This is a genomic window from Streptomyces sp. NPDC059080 (assembly GCF_042739975.1).
Classification (GTDB): domain Bacteria; phylum Actinomycetota; class Actinomycetes; order Streptomycetales; family Streptomycetaceae; genus Streptomyces; species Streptomyces benahoarensis.
Genome location: NZ_JBHYGX010000004.1, coordinates 1 through 18,803, shown reverse-complemented (window position 1 = coordinate 18,803; position 18,803 = coordinate 1). Strand labels below are relative to the sequence as shown.

The 18,803-nt window shown below is 71.2% G+C and carries 11 protein-coding genes; 9 read left to right on the top strand and 2 right to left on the bottom strand.

Going from position 1 to position 18,803, the window contains the following annotated elements:
- The 8 genes from ACFWWQ_RS03815 to ACFWWQ_RS03780 all read left to right on the top strand — a co-directional run.
- A partial coding sequence (locus ACFWWQ_RS03815; RefSeq protein ID WP_384589561.1) for an ABC transporter substrate-binding protein occupies positions 1–998 on the top strand: 998 nt, incomplete at its 5' end.
- Between the two features lie 83 nt (positions 999–1,081).
- Complete coding sequence (locus ACFWWQ_RS03810) at positions 1,082–1,984, top strand: carbohydrate ABC transporter permease (RefSeq protein ID WP_384590275.1); 903 nt, start codon at positions 1,082–1,084, stop codon at positions 1,982–1,984.
- A 6-nt stretch (positions 1,985–1,990) separates the two neighbouring features.
- Positions 1,991–2,827, top strand: a complete 837-nt coding sequence (locus ACFWWQ_RS03805; protein ID WP_384589558.1) for a carbohydrate ABC transporter permease — start codon at positions 1,991–1,993, stop codon at positions 2,825–2,827.
- Between the two features lie 255 nt (positions 2,828–3,082).
- Complete coding sequence (locus tag ACFWWQ_RS03800; RefSeq protein WP_384589555.1) at positions 3,083–3,457, top strand: hypothetical protein; 375 nt, start codon at positions 3,083–3,085, stop codon at positions 3,455–3,457.
- Positions 3,458–3,625: 168 nt separating this feature from the next.
- Positions 3,626–4,111: a hypothetical protein gene (locus ACFWWQ_RS03795; protein WP_384589552.1), complete on the top strand. Its 486-nt coding sequence runs from the start codon at positions 3,626–3,628 to the stop codon at positions 4,109–4,111.
- A gap of 175 nt (positions 4,112–4,286) precedes the next feature.
- A complete protein-coding gene (locus ACFWWQ_RS03790) occupies positions 4,287–11,318 on the top strand; it encodes a toxin glutamine deamidase domain-containing protein (RefSeq protein WP_384590272.1) in 7,032 nt (2,343 codons plus the stop codon).
- Positions 11,315–12,028, top strand: coding sequence for a hypothetical protein (locus ACFWWQ_RS03785; RefSeq protein WP_384589549.1), 714 nt, complete (start codon positions 11,315–11,317; stop codon positions 12,026–12,028). The genes ACFWWQ_RS03790 and ACFWWQ_RS03785 overlap by 4 nt, the downstream gene beginning before the upstream one ends.
- 250 nt (positions 12,029–12,278) lie before the next feature.
- Positions 12,279–12,587, top strand: a complete 309-nt coding sequence (locus ACFWWQ_RS03780; RefSeq protein WP_384589546.1) for a hypothetical protein — start codon at positions 12,279–12,281, stop codon at positions 12,585–12,587.
- Between the two features lie 125 nt (positions 12,588–12,712).
- On the opposite strand, the gene ACFWWQ_RS03775 is transcribed toward ACFWWQ_RS03780, so the two are convergent.
- Both ACFWWQ_RS03775 and ppdK read right to left on the bottom strand, forming a co-directional pair.
- Positions 12,713–13,543, bottom strand: coding sequence for an ArsR/SmtB family transcription factor (locus ACFWWQ_RS03775; RefSeq protein ID WP_384589543.1), 831 nt, complete (start codon positions 13,541–13,543; stop codon positions 12,713–12,715).
- 742 nt (positions 13,544–14,285) lie between these two features.
- On the bottom strand, positions 14,286–17,066 hold the full coding sequence (gene ppdK / locus ACFWWQ_RS03770) for a pyruvate, phosphate dikinase (protein WP_384590269.1): 2,781 nt from the start codon (positions 17,064–17,066) through the stop codon (positions 14,286–14,288).
- Positions 17,067–17,511: 445 nt separating this feature from the next.
- On the opposite strand from ppdK, the gene ACFWWQ_RS03765 reads away from it, so the two are divergent.
- Positions 17,512–18,612 carry a glutathione S-transferase family protein gene (locus tag ACFWWQ_RS03765; protein ID WP_384589539.1) on the top strand — a complete coding sequence of 367 codons (1,101 nt, stop codon included), beginning with the start codon at positions 17,512–17,514 and terminating at the stop codon, positions 18,610–18,612.
- Positions 18,613–18,803: the final 191 nt, after the last annotated feature.

Genomic DNA, 18,803 nt, shown 5'->3' with positions numbered 1-18,803 from the left:
ACCACCCGGCCGTTTTAGTCTCAGAGCCCCCCCCCCCCCCCAGCCCCCCGCCGCGCGCTCCTCCCCCCCCCCCCCCCCCCCCCGAGGCCGAGCCGGTCAAGGACGACTTCCACCAGGCGGTGCTGGCCCCCAAGATCTGGCAGGACCGCATCTGGGGCATCCCGCAGACCATCGACACCCAGCTGCTCTACTACCGCAAAAGCCTCCTGAGGGACGCCGGGGCCGAACCGCCGCGCACCCTGGACGCCCTGGTGGACGCCGCGCGGAAGCTGACGACGAAGAAGACCAAGGGGCTGTTCCTGGGGAACGACGGCGGCGCGGGCGTCCTCGGCGGCACGCCGCTCTTCGCCGCCGGGCTGAGCCTGGTCACCGAGGACGGCAAGGTCGGCTTCGACGATCCGGCGGCCGCCCGCACCCTCGGCAAGATCCGCCGCCTGTACGCCGACAAGTCGCTGCTGCTGGGCGCCCCCACCGACTGGTCCGACCCGGCGGCGTTCCTCCAGGAACTCACCCCGATGCAGTGGTCGGGCCTGTGGGCGCTGCCGCAGATCCAGCAGACGTTCGGCGACGACTTCGGCGTTCTGCCGTTCCCGGCGGACGGCCCGCACGGCGCACCGGCCGTCCCGGTGGGCGCCTACGCCTCGGCGGTCAGCGCGCGCAGCGCCCGTAAGGCGGAGGCCAAGGCGTTCGCGTCCTGGCTGTGGATCGAACGCACCGACCTCCAGCAGGACTTCGCGCTGTCGTACGGCTTCCACATCCCGGCCCGGACGTCGCTGGCGAAGAAGGCGGCGCGGCTGCGGACGGGCGCCGCCGCGGACGCGGTGCGGTACGCCACCGACCACGGCCACGCCGAACCGCTGCGGTGGACGACGGCGTCGCGCACTGCCTACCAGGACGCGCTGAGCCGCATCATCAAGGACGGCGCCTCCCCGGAGAGCGAGATGCGGACCGTGGTGCGCACGGTCGATGCCGAGCTGGCCCGGGTCAGGAAGAGGTGACGGCGCGGACCGCGGAGGCGCCCCCGGACGGGCGGGGGGCGCGCGGCGCCGCGGAGCGCGAACGGCGCACGCCCGGCGCGCGGTTGTTCGGCCCGCAACGCCGCTCCCTGTGGTTCTGGATCTTCGTCGGCCCGTTCGCGCTGGGCCTGGCGATGTTCACGTACGTACCGCTGGCGTGGAGCGTCTACCTCAGCTTCTTCGACGCGCACAACACCGTCACCCCGACCGACTTCGTGGGCCTCGGCAACTACACGTCGATGCTGACGGACGGCGCGTTCCTCTCCAGCCTGGGCACGTTCGCGCTGTTCACCCTGTTCATCGTCCCCGCGACGTATGCGCTGTCGCTGGCGCTGGCCGTGATGGTCAACCGGCTGCGCTACGCCCAGGCGTTCTTCCGGTCGGTGTTCTTCCTGCCGACGGCGTGCTCGTACGTGGTGGCGGCGCTGATCTGGAAGCTGTCGCTCTTCAGCGGGGTGCGCTTCGGCCTGGCCAACACGGTGCTGGGCTGGTTCGGCGCGGACCAGACGGCCTGGCTGTCGACGACCGATCCGCCCTGGTACTGGCTGGTCATCGTGACCGTCCGGCTCTGGCTCCAGGCAGGCTTCTACATGATCCTCTTCCTCGCCGGGCTCCAGCGGATCTCCCCGCAGCTTTACGAGGCGGCGGCGGTGGACGGCGCGCGGCCCGGCTGGCAGACGTTCCGCCACCTCACCTTCCCGCAGCTGCGGGCCACGTCCGTGGCGGTGGTGCTGCTGCTGGTGATCAACGCGTTCCAGGCGTTCGACGAGTTCTACAACCTGCTCAGCGACGCCCGCGGCTATCCGCCGTACGCCCGGCCGCCGCTGGTCTACCTCTACTACACGGCACTCGGCCGGGAACAGAACCTCGGGCTGGGCAGCGCGGGCGCGGTGATCCTCGCGCTGATCATCGCGGTGGCGACGGTCGCCCAGGCCCGCTGGCTCGGCCTCGGCCGCAAGGAGGACTGACCGCCGATGCACCACGCCTGGATCCGGGTGGGCCGCGCGCTGCGGGTGGCGCTGCTGACCGCCCTGGCGCTGCTCTTCCTCGTCCCGTTCTACCTGCTGGTGCGCAACGGCCTGGCCACCGAGGCGGACATCACCGCGCCGGACTGGACGTTCTTCCCGCGCCATGTGCAGTGGTCGAACCTCACCGAGGTCTTCGACGATCCGAACCTCCCACTGGGCCACGCGCTGCTCAACTCCACGCTGATCGCGGTCTCCACGACGCTCGGCACGGTGTTGCTGGCGTCCCTCGCCGGGTACGGGCTGGCCCGCATCCCGTACCGCGGCGCCAACGCCGTCTTCTACGCGATCCTCGGCACGCTGATGGTCCCGGCGGCCGTGACGTTCGTACCGAGCTTTGTGCTGGTGTCGTCGCTGGGCTGGATCTCCACGCTGCGCGGTCTGGTGATCCCGACGCTGTTCAGCGCGTTCGCCTGCTTCATCTTCCGGCAGTACTTCCTCGGCTTCCCCCGGGAGCTGGAGGACGCGGCGCGGGTCGACGGCCTCGGATACTGGCGGACCTACTGGCGCATCGTCGTCCCCAACTCCCGCCCGGTGTTCGCCGCCGTCTCCACCATCGTCTTCATCGGCGCCTGGAACGCCTTCCTGTGGCCGCTGGTCATCGGCCAGGACCAGGAGGCATGGACGGTCCAGGTCGCCCTGTCGACCTTCACCACCGCCCAGAACCTCAACCTCCACGAACTCTTCGTCGCCGCCGCGGTCTCCATCGCCCCGCTGATCGTCGTCTTCCTGCTGCTCCAGCGGTACATCGTGGCGGGGGTGGAGCGGTCGGGGATCGATGAGTGAGGGCCGGGCGAGGAGCCCCGGACATTGCTCTCCGGGTGGACCCACTCGCTCGGAGAGCCTTTCGTCAGGAGCGCTCAGGCGCTCCGCTCCGGGCATCCGCAGGGCTCCCCGGCCGTCCGGTGGTCGTGCCACGTTGCGGCGCCCCACGGCGGGCCATCGGCTGCCTGCCGGGCCCTCCGGTGCAACCGGTCGGCCCTCGGCCGCGTGGGTTACCTTGACCGTCCTCATCCGCAGCGCACCGAACGAGGAGCATCCATGACTGACCCCGGCACGCCGGTCGGCGGTTCCGCCCTGCCCCCGCCGCCGCCCCCGCTTCCCCCGGAGGCGCAGACCACGGGCGGACCGGTGCCGCACAGCGCGGACCAGGCGCTGGAGATCGGGCGGAACCACTTCCCGCCGGTCGGCTCGCCCGGTGGCCCCACCGGCCTTTTCGTCCACGAATTCGACGAGGGCTACCTCATCCACGCGGGCTGGCCGCTCCCGGAGGACCCGAGCGCCCCCCCGGCGCAGCCCGGCGGCAGCAACGTCGTGATCGCCAAGGAGGACGGCGAGGTGACCTTCCTGCCCAACTTCCCGCCGCCGGAAGCCGTCAAGCTCTACCACCGTCTCCGCGCCAACCGGCCCGGCTGACCTCTCGCGCAACGGGCGCCGACGGGCCGCTCCTGCCCGCCGGCGGGCCCGCGCTCACCGCCGCCGCAACAGCACGTGGCCCTCATCACCTGTTCTCTTGTCAGTGCCCCTGACTACACTCCGACTTGAAAGTGTCATGGGACAACCGTTACGGAGTCGGGGGACATCGTGGCCGGATCGAGCAGCTTCCAGGTCAATACCGAGGGTCTGAAGACCCAGGGCACCCACTTCCACCAGCTCGGCGAGGACTTCTCCGCGTCGGTCACGCGGCTGATGGACGGCCTGAGCGCACTGGGCGCCGGACCGCCCGCCACGGCGAAGCCGGGCGGCGGCACCCCTCCGGAGAAGTCGTTCGGGCAGCAGTTCGTCGGCGGTCTGACGACGCTCGACAGCATGGCCGGCGCCCCGCCCTGGGGCGACGACGACATCGGCGAGAAGTTCGGCGTCGTCTACGAGGGCGTCCGCGACGGCATGTACGAGTCGATGGGGCACCTGTCCGCGCAGTTCCAGAAGATCGGCAAGGCGCTGCAGGAGATGTCCAAGAACCATGCCGAGAACGAGGACTTCAACGACACGCTGATCAAGCAGAAGGTCGCGAACAAGCAGGGCTGGCAGGACCCGACGGCCTCCTCCAGCAGCATGAAGCCGGTCTGACCGTCACCCTTCCCGCCCGCGCCCGGCCACTGATTCCGCACACCGGGGCCCGGTTTCCCGAGCCCTGATCACGTCGGCGCCGTACCGCGGCACCCACCGGACGGCAGGTCACCACCCGCCTTCCGCCCACGCACCATGCAGCGTCATCTCACGGGGGAGCTTCGTCTTGTCTGTCATGCTGCCGGATCCGCTGGAGTGGGTCCTGGACATGCTCGGCTTCAACTGGCCGCACGCGGATGAGGACAAGCTCATGGAGTGCGCCCAGGTGTGGCGCACCTTCGCGTCGGAGGTCCAGGGGCACGCGGCGCAGGGCACGTCGTACGCCGGGAACGTCCTGTCGGAGAACTCCGGAGACGCCATCGACGGCTTCCGGAAGGAGTGGGACAAGTTCTCCGGCGGCTCGGGGTACCTCGACGACGCGGCGCAGGCCGCCGAGGTGATCGCCTTCACGCTGGAAGCCGCGGCCGTGCTGGTCATCGGCATGAAGGTGGCCGTCATCGTCCAGTTGGCGATTCTGGCGGCGGAGATCATCGCGGCGCAGGTGGCGGCACCGTTCACGCTCGGCCTGTCGGAGATCGGCGGCGCGGCGGCGACGCTGGCCACGCGTGAGATGGTCCGCCGGATCCTCAAGGAGGTCGCCAAGCAGCTGCTGGACGCCATTCTTGAGGCGGCCAAGGAGCCGGTCATCTCGGCGCTGGAGGCGATGGCCTCCGACCTCATCGCGCAGACCGTCAACCAGAACTTCGGCGCGCAGAACGGCTACAACCTGAGCCGCACCGCGAAGGAGGGGTACGCGGCGGGCAAGGACGCCCTGGAGAACACCGGCGAGACGCTCGGCGAGAGCCTGCGCGACGGCGCCGCCGGCCGGGCCGGGCACCGCGCCCGCGGCGGCCTGGACTCCGCCGCCGGCCACGGCAGCGACGGCGGCTCGGGTGAAGGCGGCTCCGGCGGGCACGGCGGCGACGGCCCGGGCGAGCGCGGTGGCGACGGTCCCGGCGACCGCGGCGGCAACGGGCCCGAGGGCAGCGGGCCCGAGGGCGGCGACGGTCCCGGATCGCGTTCCGACGGAGGCGACGGTCCCGACGGAGGCGACCGCGGCGACACCGGTGACGGCCCGGGCGACCGCGGCGACACGGGCGACGGGCCCGCCACGCACTCCCCACGTGCGTCGGACAACGTGGGCGGCGACCGGGACACCACCCTGGGCGACACGGGTGGCCCGCGCACCGCCCCCGCCTCGCCCGACTCCCCCACCACGGACCCGGCGCGCAACCTCCCGCCGACCCAGCCGCTGCCGCCCCCGGACCAGCGGTCCCCGTTCGACGACGGCTACCAGGGCGGCAACGACAGCCCGTACGGCACGACCGGCCCGGACCCCGTCGGCACGCAGCCCGCGCACGACCACGCGACACGGCCCGACCTCGGCCCGGACCCCGTCAGCACCCAACCCGCGCACGACAACACCACGGACGCGGGACGCCCCGCCCCGGGACCCGACCCGGACTCGATCACCACCCAACCGGCACACGACAACGCGACGCGCTCCCACCTCGGCCCGGACCCCGTCAGCACCCAACCCGCGCACGACAACACCCCGGACGCGGTGCGGCCCGAGCCGTCGCCGGTGCCTGAGCCGTCGCCCGCGCCGTCGTCGCCGGGTCCCGAGCCCCTGGGTGGTAACCCGCCCGTGTCGGACGGTGGTCCGTCCGCCGGCCACGACTCCTCCGGCGACTCCGGCAGCGGCGCGAGCGCCGGTACCGGGCGTCCGTCCGTGCCGCACATGGGCGCGCCGTCGCAGGGCGCCCCGCTCCACCACGCGCCGCCGGCGCCCCCGGTGCAGCAGCGCGACCCGGCCCCCGGCAACCCGATGCCGACCGTGCACGACCCCGACGACACCACCGTCACCACCCAGTCCGCCGGTTCGGCGACCCTGCCGCCGCCCACCCAGCAGGCACCGGACACCGCCGGACCCACCGCGTCCGCGCCCCACCAGCAGTCCCCGCAGTCCGGGGTACCGCAGTCCGGCGGCCCGGTGATGACGGGCGCCATGCCCTCCCAGGGCGGCGTCCCCTCCCAGGGCGGCCCCGGCACCACCTCACCCCGTGGCGGCACCCCGTCCGCGAACACCCCCAACCGCCCCGGCCCCCACCGCCGCCCCGACGGCTCCCAGGCGATCCAGGACGCCTCCCGGCGGCCCACCGCCGACCGCCCCGCGTACAACCCGCGCCTCGACGGCCCTCGCAGGGAGGAGACGTCCCGGCCCTACAACCCCCGCCTCGACGGCCCGCGGCCGAACGACGCCGCACCACCCGGTGACCAGCGCAGACCCGACGGCTCCCAGGTGGTCCAGGATCACACCCGGCAGCCGGCCCCGCAGGCGCCACCGCACCACCCGCGCCTCGACGGGCCCGCCCGCGACGGCGAGTCCCGGCCCGGCACCGGCGATGCCACCCGGCCCGACGCCACCCGCCGGGACGAGGGGCAACGCACCCCGGAAGCCACACCCCGCCCCGCCGACTCCCCCACCCGCCCGACCGGCGAACGCCCGGGCACCGACCGCCCCCAGGGCGACCGGCCCGACGCCACCGCTCCTCAGGGCGACCGGACCGGGACCACCGCCCCCGGGGACGGCCGCCCGGCCTCCCCTGCCCCGGAGGGCAACCGTCCCCCCGGCGACGGGCCCGGCACGCGCCCCGGCGCCGCCGCCCCCCGGCCGGAAGCGCCCGGACCGGACGCCTCGCGCCGCCCCGACACCCCGGCCGGTGCCACCACGCAGCCCGGCCGTACGGACCGTCCCCGGGACGGCGTCCCGGCCACGCCCCCGACGGCCCCGGGCCTCCACTCCGCCGGGAGCCCGGCCCCACACGGCAACGTCCCCCACCCGCAACAGCCCCACCACCAGGGCCCGTACACCCCACAGCACCAGCAGCCGCAGCAGCCGCAGCAGCCGCCGCACCATCAGCCCCAGCACCAGCAGCAGCCCCACCAGCAGGGCCCCGAGCAGGGCCATGGCCAGGTGCCGCCCCCGCATCAGCCGCCGGTGCCGCAGCCCCCGCACCTGCGCAGCCACACCGACGTACGCATCGGCCTCCAGGTCAAGCCGAACGGCCTCTATTCGCCGTATCCGCACGACCAGCAGGCGCTGCTGGCGAACTTCCCGCGCAATCCGGACGGGTCCCCGCGGCCGTTCAACGACCCGTTCCAGCCCTGGGCGCAGCTCCAGAACGACGGCGGCGTCAACGTCCTCGGCCGCTCCAACAACTGCGCCGACTGCACCCGTTCGTTCATGGAGTCCTGGTACGGCAACCCGCAGGTCTCCGCGGTACGCACCTACGACCCGGATGGCAAGGGCGGCATCGACCGCGCCTCCGGCGAGCGCGACGGCACCGCCCACATCGAGCAGTGGGCCGGAACGACCTTCCGCAACTCCGGGCAGAACGCGAAGGACGGCTACTCCCGGATCGCCGACGAACTGCGCAAGGCCGGCCACGGCGCCTCTTCCGCGGTCCTGGTGACCTGGCCCAAGAAGCCCGACGGCAGCGGCGGCGGCGCGCACGTCTTCAACGCGGTCAACCACAACGGCCGCGTCATCTGGGTCGACAGCCAGAGCGGCGAGATCAGCCAACAGCCCATCAACACCAGCGCCGAGAACGTCTGGCACCTCACCCTCGACGCCAACCGCCGCCCGTTCGACCCCGCCGCGGCCCAGCAAAACCCCCAGCCCCAGCAGCACCAGGCACCCGGCCCCCAGCAACAGCCGGGCCCGTACGCGCAACAGCCGGGGCCCTACCCACAACAGCCGCAGCCGGGGCCGCAGCAGACCCCCGGCCCGTACGCGCAACAGCCGGGGCCGGGCCCGCAGCAGCAGCCCGGCCCGTACGCCCAGCAGCCGACCCCCCAGAACCCGCAGCCTCAGCATCAGCAGGCCCCCGGCCCGTACGCCCAGCCTCAGCCGGGCCCGCACACCCAACATCCCCAGCCCCAGCAGAACCCCTACGCCCAGCAGCCGGGCCCGTACGCACAACAGCCGCAGCCCCAGCAGAACCAGCCGGGTCCGTACGCCCAGCAACCGCAGCCGGGCCCGCACCAGCAGCAGGCCCAGGCGAACCCGTACCAGCAGCCCCAACCGGGGCCCTACGCCCCGCAGCCGCAGCCCCAGCAGCAGCCCGGCCCGTACGCACAACAGCCCCACCCGCAACAGCAACCCGGCCCGCACTCCCCGCAGCCCGGCCCGAACCAGCCGCAGCCGCAGCCGCAGCCGCAACAGCAGCCGGGCCCCTACGCGTCGCAGCCGACCCCGCAGCACCAGCAGCCCAATCCTTACGCCCAGAATCAGCAGCCCGGCCCGTACGCGCAGAACCAGCAGACGCCGTACGCGCAGCAGCCGGGCCCGCAGCAACAGGGCCCGTACGCGCAACAGCCGCACCCGCAACAGCCCGGGCCGTACCAGCAGCCCAGCCCGTACTCCCCGTCGCCGCAGCAGCCCGGGCCGTACGCACAGCCCCAGCCGGGCCCGCACACCCAACAGCCGCAGCCCCATCAGAACCCGTACGCCCAGCAGCCCCAACAGCCGGGCCCGTACGCGCAGCCCCAGCAACCGAACCCGCAACAGCCGTCGCCATACGCACAGTCGCCGCAGCCGCAACAGCAGCCGGGCCCGTACCAGCAGGCGCCGGCCCCGCAGGTTCAGCCGCAGAACCCGTACACCCAACAGCCGCAGCAGCAGACGTCTCAGCAACAGGCGCCGGCCCCACAGCAGCAAGCGCCGCAGCAGGCACCGCACCAGCAGCAGGGCCCCCAGCAACAGCAGCAGTCCCAGCCTCAGCCTCAGCCTCAGCCCCAGCAGTCGCCGTCGCCGTCGCCGCAGAACACGAAGGCGCCGCAGCAGACGCCCACGCAGCCGACCCCACAGCAGCAGCCGCAGCAGCAAGGTCCGCAGCAGACACCGCACCAGCAGGTGCCCCACCAGCAGCCCCCGGTGGCCGAGGCGTCCCCGCAGACGCAGCAGGAACCGGCCCCGCAGGCCGAGCCCCCCACCGAGCAGCCGAAGCACGAGACCGAGCCGTCGGAGCACCAGCCCGAGCAGGGCGAACAGCAGCCCGAGCAGCCGGACCAGAAGGGCGACGACCACCAGGCCGATCACCAGGCCGATCACCAGGCCGATCAGCAGGCCGATCAGCAGGCCGACCCGCAGCCGGACCAGCAGGATCCGCAGCACCAGGACGGCGCGGACCAGGACTCCGAGGCGGCGGACCCGAATGACCCCGACAGCCTCGGGGCGATCCGCGACGACCTGGATCACCACCCCGGTGGTCTGCTGCCGCCCGACCCCAACGACCAGCAGCGGCTGGAAGACGCCGTTCCGCGCAACGAGGACGGCACGCCCCAGCGGTTCGCCGACCCCTTCGGGGCCTGGGGGCAGTTGCAGAACGACGGCGGCCACACGGTCCCCGGCCGCAGCAACAACTGCGCCGACTGCTCCCGTTCGTTCCTGGAGTCCTGGTACGGCAACCCGCAGGTCTCCGCCGCCCGCACCCCCGACACCGACGCCAACGGCAAGCCGGACACCTGGTCCCCCGAGAGCAATGCCAACGAGAACCAGATCCGCTGGAGCGGCGCCACCCACTCCTACACGGGTCCCGGCGGCGACCCCAACACGGCGGCCCGGATCGCCCACGAACTCCAGCAGGCCGGACACGGCTCGGCCGCCATCGTCCAGGTCAGCTGGCCCAACAACGGCGGCGGCCACGCCTTCAACGCGGTCAACCACCACGGCAAGATCATCTGGATCGACACCCAGTCCGGAAAGGTCAGCCACGAGCCGCTCCACATCCCCCAGGCCGAAAACGTCTGGCACATCCCCCTGGGCCCCGACCGCCAGCCCCTCCACGCGGATCACGCGGTCAACAAGACCGGCGATGACGGGGACAAGAAGGACAAGGGCAAGGAGACCGGCAACGGGGCGGACAACGGCGCCGACGCGAAGGCCGACACCAAGAACACGGCCGATGAGGGCACGTCGCCGTCCGACGCCTCATCCGGGGCCTCACCCCACGCATCCGGCCAGGAGGACAGCTCCCACCCCGATGCCACGGCCGAGGGCACGCCCCTCGGCCAGACCCCGGCCAAGAGCGACGACACGCACGTCAGCGAGCGGCCTTTCTCCGGTGCGGCGGCAGCCCGCGAGCACACGCCGGACAGCCGTGGCACGCACGTCTCGCAGTACCTCGCCGACGCGCTGCGCCACGATCAACACCCGATGCCATACGGCAAGCCGCCCCTCGCGGCGCCGGACAGCCATCCGGCGTCCGAGAATGCCCAGAGGCAGAACCCGTCCCCGGCCGACCCGCAGTCCAGCCAGAGCCCGGACGGTCACCACGGACCCCCTCGGGATACTCCGGCGACGGATGACGACCACGTGTCCACGCCCGAGGCGGAACCAGCGCAAGAACACCCACACGACGACCACACCTCGGCCGACGAGCACCCGGCACCCGAGGAACCGGGCAGCGCCCCCGCCCCGGACGAAGAGCCGTCGTCCCTTGCCGAGCGCCGCAGCCAGGCCGAAGCCCTGCTCGGCCCCACCGCGGAACGTATCGTCGATCTGGATTCGTGGCTCCAGTTCCACTCCCAGAAGGCCGACGCAGAGTTTGAGCAAACCCTGAACGAAATGCGCGAGGCAAGAAGGCTCCTGGAGGAGAATCCGGACCATGTGCTCCACACAGCACTGGAGTTGAACGCGCCCACCACGGAATCGAACGAGGCCCTGGCAGAATTCGACCTCGGGCTCGCAGAACCCAACGGTCCCATCACACGCCGCGTAGAAGTGACGACGGTGGAGAAGGAGATCACCAAGCCGGGCGACATCAGAAACGCGGTAGCGCATGGCTTCGATAAAATCAACAAGCGGGAGGCGTACGGCGTCCCGCTTCCGCGGCCGCGAGATGTCAGCATCTACCTCAAGGTGAAGGCCGAGGTGCGATCGAAAAAGGGGCTGACGACCGAGAGGCTCCCCGATGGAAGCGTCACCCTCCGCAGGCCGGACGGCACTCTCATCGGTGAAAGAAATCTTTTCGACGACATCCTGGAGAATCTGGGAAAGACACCCGACGCCGAAAAGCTGGACCGCATCATCTGCTCGGATCCGGACCTTGGCGTACTGGCAGAATACATGCATGACGGGGTCAAGTGGGAGCGCATCCGATGACACAGGCCAGAATTATCGACTTCCCGGGATCTTCCATCCGACTGGAACGCGACGTCGAAGCGATGAGCGAAGATCACATCGGATTGGCCAGACTCGCGATCACCAGCGTTTTTCAGTTCGCGCAGAGGCTGTGCATCCCACTTTCCATGGAGGTCGAAACCTCTTACTGGGACAATGAATTCGACCTCCCCATCACCTCACCATCACGCCTGCGCGAATTCGGGATACTGCGATGCAGCAACCTTCCGGAAGGTCTCACAGCAGATCCGCGCGGACGCAATTCGCCGGTAACCAATGTCCAAGAAATCAGCGAAAGTGTGGCACTCGCCTTCGTCGAGAGCCTTCTCTCTGAAGACGCATCCGACGCTGCCGGCCTCAGCATCGGGTGGCAGGAGATCGAGTTCAACGGCATGATGGCCCGGCTCCCGGACAGTTTTCTCCCGGAGGGTGAACAAACCGTCAGCCTGGAAGTGGCGCGAGGGTACGTGGAGCATCCGGTCAAGTCCATCGGTGACGCGTCCTGGATCTACGGTCCGATCGGAGCGTCCGTCGTACACGCACCGTTCGAGTATCGAATTCATAGAGATCAGGGCGAGATCGCTCTGGACATCTCTACCTACTGGTCCCTCTGGGCTCCGGGAGGCCCAGGACGCCCCGACGTCGACCGAGCCGTCGAAACCCTGTTGAAGCACGGGTGGCAGCGGTCTTGATCTCTCGCGGCTTCCCTGAATCGTACAGTGGACAAGACGTACACCTCTTAGGCCGCCCGCACCGCACGAGGGAAAGATGTGACGGGACCGTCCCCTTCGCCGCCCGGCGTCCGCGGTCGACGCGGTTCGGTTCGCGGCGGCACGAGGCGCGGGCGCTCTGCAGCCCGGACCGTACGAAGGATCCCCCGGAAGCAAGCACACAGGATTACACCAAGCACACCGGATTACACTGAACAGGAGCCAAGCGGCCATGCCCCAGCACGCCGACACCCCGCCGACCACCTCCGAGGAAGCGCTCGCGCTCGTCCGTAGCCGCTACGCGGAGCCGAAGTTGCCCGATGGCACTCCGGCGCCCCTGGCCGTCGAGGAATTCGATATCGGCTACCTCGTCTTCCCCGTTTTCCCGCAGACCTCCCGGACCGATGCCGCAGGAAACCCGCTTCCCGCGCCGCCCGGTGGAGCGAAGATCGTGGTGTCGAAGGCGACCGGCGAATCCGTCACCGTGCCCAACCTCCCCACCGAAAGCGCCATCGCGCTCTACCGCGAGCAGAACGGGTAACCCCCGCAGGGGCAAGGCCGCCCCGAAGAAATTCCGAAAGCGCCTCGCAGAAACGACATCAGGCTGCTCCCTTCCCCGGTCCGGGTGGGAACGGACCTGATCCGCCCGCCGGCGCCCCGTCGGACTCAGCCCGCCTCGTCCTCGCCCGCCTGACCGCCCCTCAGGAGGGCCGCGCCGAGCGGGGTCAGGGTGTGCAGCACCGCGTTGCCGCGGCGGAGGGTGAGGAGGAGGCCGGCGTCGCGGAGCACCGTCGCGTGTTGGCTGGCGGAGGCGAGGGAGACGTCGGCGCGGCGGGCCAGTTCGGTGGTGGTGCAGCCGGAGCCGACGCCGCGGAGGATCGCGGAGCGGGTCTGCCCGACGAGGCGCCCCAGGGAGCGGCCGGGCGGTGGTACGGATGTGGCGCGTGGGGCCGGGTGGTCGACGGGGTAGACCAGCACCGGTGTGAGGTCCGGGTTGTGGAAGGTGACTGGCGTGCGGCGGCAGAAGTAGGACGGCATGAGGAGGAGCCCGCGTCCCCCCAGGTGGAGGTCGCGGTCGACGGGGTAATCGATCTCCAGGACCGGGGCGCGCCAGCGCAGTGCCGACGGGAGGGTGGCGAGCAGCCGGTCGGCGCCGCCGTCGAGCAGGGTCCGGCCCCGGGCGGCGCGGTCGGCCTCTATACGGGCCTGAAGTCGCGGCCAGTAGGGGGCAACGGCCGCCGCGTGGTAGCGCCGGAGGGCTCCGGCGAGATGGCCGAGTTGGCGGGTGTCGCCGTCGCCCATGGCCCGTATCCAGGCGGGCAGCGTCCGGGTGCGGGCGAGCCCGGCCAGTTCGGTGTGGACGCGGGCGGGCGGCGTCTCGCGCAGCGCGGACAGGGCGTCGTCGACGCCGAGTTGCCCCTCGGGCGGGGTGAGGAAATCCGGGAAATAGCCCCGGGTGGGCACGAGCGGCGCCAGCAGCCGCGTTTCGCCGTTCAACTTTTCCCGGGTTTCCGCACGCCATTTCCCGAAGGCCAGGCCGTCCCGCCGGTCACGGAGTCGGTGAAAACTTAAAATGGTTTCCCACAGCACATCGGGCCGTGCGGCTATCCGCACGCGGGCCAGATCGGGTCCACTGAAATGGACGCGTAACACCGAACCCCCACCCCTGGTTACCTCTGACGACCCCGACCGCCTGAGTATGCACGCCGATACGTGCGGTCACCATGCCCTTTTGGCCAGAGTTGAAAAGGGTCGCGCACAGGGGTGGACACCAGGAATGCTGTACTCAATTCAACGCCGGTGTACGCGGCCCGGATTGCTCGATCCCGTGGGGGGTGACGGGCAGGGAAGCGGCCGCGCCGCATTGCGTTGAAAGCCGCCCCCACGCCGACATGGGAGGCGGCGGCTCCCGAGGGGGGAGTTCGGAAAAAGCGAGGGCGGCACCTCCGCACAGGTGCCGCCCTTGTCCGGATGTCCGCGGTGGTGCCGGACCTACGGGACCACTGCCCACCGCGTGGCCGCGTCGCCGAACGAAGGCTCCCGCGCCACTCGGCCACCCCCGCAGGCCGAATCCGTACCGAAGAAATCCGTAGCGCAAAACCGAGGGCGGCACCTCCGCACAGGTGCCGCCCTCGCTTGGGCCGGAGCCTCGGCGCGGCGGTGAGGGTGGGGTGCCGGGCCGTCGGTTCCGGTGGGAGTACGGGGCCGGACGTGTGAGGGCACGGCCGGCACCCGTGGTTCAGCGGCTGTCGCTCCCCTTGGCCTCGGCGGCCGCACGGCCGGCCTCCAGGCGGGCGACCGGGATGCGGAACGGCGAGCAGGAGACGTAGTCGAGTCCGGCCTCGTGGAAGAAGTGCACGGACTCCGGGTCGCCGCCGTGCTCACCGCAGACGCCGAGCTTCAGGTCGGGGCGGGTCGCCCGGCCCGCCGCGGCGGCGTTGCGGACCAGCGAGCCGACGCCGTCCTTGTCGATCGTCTCGAAGGGGCTGACGCCGAAGATGCCCTTCTCCAGGTACGCGGTGAAGAAGCTGGCCTCGACGTCGTCGCGGGAGAAGCCCCAGACCGTCTGCGTGAGGTCGTTCGTACCGAAGGAGAAGAAGTCGGCGGACTCGGCGATCTGACCGGCCGTGAGGGCGGCGCGGGGCAGTTCGATCATGGTGCCGAGGGTGAGTTTGAGGCTGACGCCGTGGGTCTTCTCGACCTCGGCGATGACCTGCTCGGCCTCGTCGCGGACGATCTCCAGCTCCTGGACGGTGCCCACCAGCGGAATCATGATCTCCGCACGCGGGTCGCCCTTGGCCTCCTTGCGCTCGGCCGCGGCCTCCGCGATGGCCCGTACCTGCATGGCGAACAGACCGGGGATGACCAGGCCGAGGCGGACACCGCGCAGACCCAGCATCGGGTTCTGCTCGTGCAGCTTGTGGACGGCCTGGAGGAGGCGCAGGTCGTTCTCGTTGGCGTCCTTGCGGGCCTCGGCGAGCGCGACGCGGACCGACAGCTCGGTGATGTCGGGCAGGAACTCGTGGAGCGGCGGGTCCAGCAGCCGGACGGTGACCGGCAGGCCGTCCATCGACTCGAACAGCTCGATGAAGTCGGCCTTCTGGAGCGGCAGCAGCTGGTCGAGGGCGGCGTCCCGGTCGGCGTCGGTGTCGGCGAGGATCAGGCGCTCGACCATCTCGCGGCGCTCACCGAGGAACATGTGCTCGGTGCGGCACAGGCCGATGCCCTGGGCGCCGAACCGGCGGGCGCGGGCGGCGTCCTCGGCGTTGTCGGCGTTGGCGCGGACCCGCAGACGGCGGACCCGGTCCGCGTACGCCATGATCCGGTGGACGGCCTTGACCAGCTCGTCGGCGTCGTCGGCACCGGCGTGCATCCGGCCCTCGAAGTACTCGACGACCGGGGACGGCACGACGGGCACCTCGCCGACGTAGACCTTGCCGGTCGAGCCGTCGATGGAGACGGTGTCGCCCTCCTCGACGACCACGCCGTCCTGCGTCGTCATCCGGCGGCGTTTGGTGTCCACCTCCAGCTCCTCGGCGCCGCAGACGCAGGTCTTGCCCATGCCGCGGGCGACGACGGCGGCGTGCGAGGTCTTGCCGCCGCGGGAGGTGAGGATGCCCTCGGCGGCGATCATGCCGTTGAGGTCGTCGGGGTTGGTCTCACGGCGGATGAGGATGACCTTCTCACCCGAGCGGGACCACTTGACCGCGGTGTACGAGTCGAAGACGGCCTTGCCGACGGCGGCACCGGGCGAGGCCGCGATGCCGCGGCCGATGGCGTCGGCCTTCGCGCCGAGGTCGAAACGGGGGAACATCAGCTGCGCCAGCTGCGCGCCGTTGACCCGCTGGAGGGCCTCGGCCTCGTCGATGAGTCCCTGGTCGACGAGCTGGGTGGCGATGCGGAAGGCGGCGCCGGCGGTGCGCTTGCCGACGCGGGTCTGGAGCATCCACAGCTTGCCGCGCTCGATGGTGAACTCGATGTCGCACAGGTCCTTGTAGTGCGTTTCGAGCGTTTCCATGATCTGCATCAGCTGGTCGTAGGAGGTCTTGTCGATGCCCTCCAGGTCGGCCAGCGGCACGGTGTTGCGGATACCGGCGACGACGTCCTCGCCCTGCGCGTTCTGCAGGTAGTCGCCGTAGACGCCCTGGTGGCCGCTGGCCGGGTCGCGGGTGAAGGCGACGCCGGTGCCGGAGTCCGGGCCGAGGTTGCCGAAGACCATCGAGCAGACGTTGACGGCGGTGCCGAGGTCGCCGGGGATGCGCTCCTGGCGGCGGTAGAGCTTGGCACGGTCGGTGTTCCACGAGTCGAAGACCGCGCGGACGGCGAGGTCCATCTGCTCGCGCGGGTCCTGCGGGAAGCCCCGGCCGGTCTCCTGGGCGACGATGCCCTTGAACTGCTCGACCAGCGTCTTGAGGTCGCCCGCGTCGAGGTCGACGTCGACGGTGACGCCCTTGGCCTTCTTCGCCTCCTCCAGCGCCTCCTCGAAGAGGTCGCCGTCGACGTGCAGCACGGTCTTGCCGAACATCTGGATGAGGCGGCGGTAGGAGTCCCACGCGAACCGCTCGGAGCCCGCCTGCTGCGCCAGGCCGCTCACCGAGGCGTCGGAGAGGCCGATGTTGAGGACGGTGTCCATCATGCCGGGCATGGAGAACTTCGCACCCGAACGCACCGATACGAGCAGCGGGTTGTCGGCCTGGCCGAGCTTCTTGCCCATCCGCTGCTCAAGGGCGTCAAGGTGGTGCGAAACCTCGGCACGGAGTGCCGCGGGCTCCTCCCCGCTCTCCAGGTACACCTTGCAGGCTTCGGTGGTGATGGTGAAGCCGGGCGGGACGGGCAGACCGAGGTTCGTCATCTCGGCGAGGTTGGCGCCCTTGCCGCCGAGCAGGTCCTTGAGGTCCTTGTTGCCCTCGGTGAAGTCGTACACGAACTTCGCGGACGCAGGCTGGGTTACGTGGGGATTCTGTGTTTCCGACACGGGACTGGACTCCTCGCGGATGGCTGCCCTGACGGCGAGGAACATACCCAGATCGAAGGGATCTGGGTACGTCCACTTGGTCGACATGCGTACGTAACCGCCCGTCCGCCACTGGATCGAAAGAGGTATCTCCTTGACGAGTGAATACATTACTTGAATGGACGTGAGCGGAGTGTTGCGGAATTTCGCCTATCCATTACTCTCTGCCGCATCTCACTACGAGTAATGAACATCAACTACGTGGCACCCAGTGCCAGCATTGGAGAGATGGACCCCCGTGCGGATTGCTCATCTGAGCACGGGGGTTATCAGAGGTGGCGAGAATCACGCGCTCGGACGGGCTGCAGTCCCATCATTCGAGCACTCTCGGGTCCGACTCCGGATCTCCGCCGGGTGGCCGGGGCGCCCGGTCGGCCCATGCCTCCAGGACGCGGCGGCCCCGGGCGGGAAAGCTGGCGGGCAGGTAGCACCCCACGGCAAGGAGTGAGCGATGGCCCGCCCGCACGACAGCCACGACGCCGGGTCCGGAGCCGGAGCCGGCTCCGGGAGCAGCACCGCAGGAGCCGCGTCCGACGCCGGCGGCGGCGTCGGCAACGCCGCCTACGGCCGCAAGCCGTTCTCCCGTTCCCGCAGCCACTTCGCCGACCGCATCACCGCAGACGGCCGGTTCGGCTGGCCGGTCGAGGCCGGGCGCTACCGGCTGATCGCCAGCCGCGCCTGCCCCTGGGCGAGCCGGGTGGTGATCTCCCGGCGGCTGCTCGGGCTGGAGGACGCGCTGTCCCTGGGGATCGTCGACCCGATCCAGGACGACCGCAGCTGGCGCTTCACCCTCGACCCCGGCGACCGCGACCCCGTCCTCGGCATCCGCTTCCTGAGCGAGGCGTACGACCGGCGGGAGACGGGATACCCGGGCGGGGTGAGCGTCCCGGCGGTCGTGGACGTACCGAGCGGACAGCTCGTCACCAACGATTTCCAGCAGATCACGCGGGACCTGGCCACCGAGTGGCGGGCGCTGCACCGTCCCGGGGCACCCGACCTCTACCCCGAGGCGCTGCGCGACGAGATCGACGAGGTGATGGAGGGCGTCTACCGGGACCTCAACAACGGGGTCTACCGCGCCGGGTTCGCGACCGGACAGGAGGAGTACGACACGGCGTACGCGGCGGTGTTCCGGCGGCTGGACCTGCTGTCGGAGCGGCTGGCCGAGCGGCGCTACCTCGTCGGGGACACGATCACCGAGGCCGATATCCGGCTCTTCACCACGCTGGTGCGGTTCGACCCCGTCTACCACGGCCACTTCAAGTGCAACCGCTTCAAGCTGGCCGAGGACCCGGTGCTGTGGGCGTACGCGAAGGACCTCTACCAGACGCCCGGGTTCGGCGACACCGTCGACTTCCACCACATCAAGCAGCACTACTACCGGGTGCACACCGGCGTGAACCCGACCGGGATCGTGCCGGACGGCCCGGAGCTGGACGGCTGGCTGACGCCACACCACCGCGAGGAGATGGGCGGCCGCCCGTTCGGCGACGGCACCCCGCCCGGACCGGTACCGGCGGCCGAGGTGGTGCCGCCGAGCGGACGGCCGTGAGCGCGCGGGCGTCCGGCGCGGCGGCCCCGGCCGGGCGGCGGGCACCGGGCCGGGCGGGCGCGGGACCGGGGCGCGCGGGGGGGGGGCCGGGGCGGGGCAGACGCGCCGCAGGGGGTCCCTGGAGGAGAGGGGCCGCCCCGCCGGGTGTGAGGGGGGGGGTGGCGCCCGCGCCGCGGCGCGCGGGCGCGCGC

What these genes read in the sequence shown, in the direction of transcription:
- ppdK (WP_384590269.1), bottom strand. Translation starts at nt 17,066, where the DNA reads ATGTTCCTCGCCGTCAGGGCAGCCATCCGCGAGGAGTCCAGTCCCGTG.
- ACFWWQ_RS03765 (WP_384589539.1), top strand. Translation starts at nt 17,512, where the DNA reads ATGGCCCGCCCGCACGACAGCCACGACGCCGGGTCCGGAGCCGGAGCC.
- ACFWWQ_RS03790 (WP_384590272.1), top strand. Translation starts at nt 4,287, where the DNA reads ATGCTGCCGGATCCGCTGGAGTGGGTCCTGGACATGCTCGGCTTCAAC.
- ACFWWQ_RS03805 (WP_384589558.1), top strand. Translation starts at nt 1,991, where the DNA reads ATGCACCACGCCTGGATCCGGGTGGGCCGCGCGCTGCGGGTGGCGCTG.
- ACFWWQ_RS03800 (WP_384589555.1), top strand. Translation starts at nt 3,083, where the DNA reads ATGACTGACCCCGGCACGCCGGTCGGCGGTTCCGCCCTGCCCCCGCCG.
- ACFWWQ_RS03785 (WP_384589549.1), top strand. Translation starts at nt 11,315, where the DNA reads ATGACACAGGCCAGAATTATCGACTTCCCGGGATCTTCCATCCGACTG.
- ACFWWQ_RS03780 (WP_384589546.1), top strand. Translation starts at nt 12,279, where the DNA reads ATGCCCCAGCACGCCGACACCCCGCCGACCACCTCCGAGGAAGCGCTC.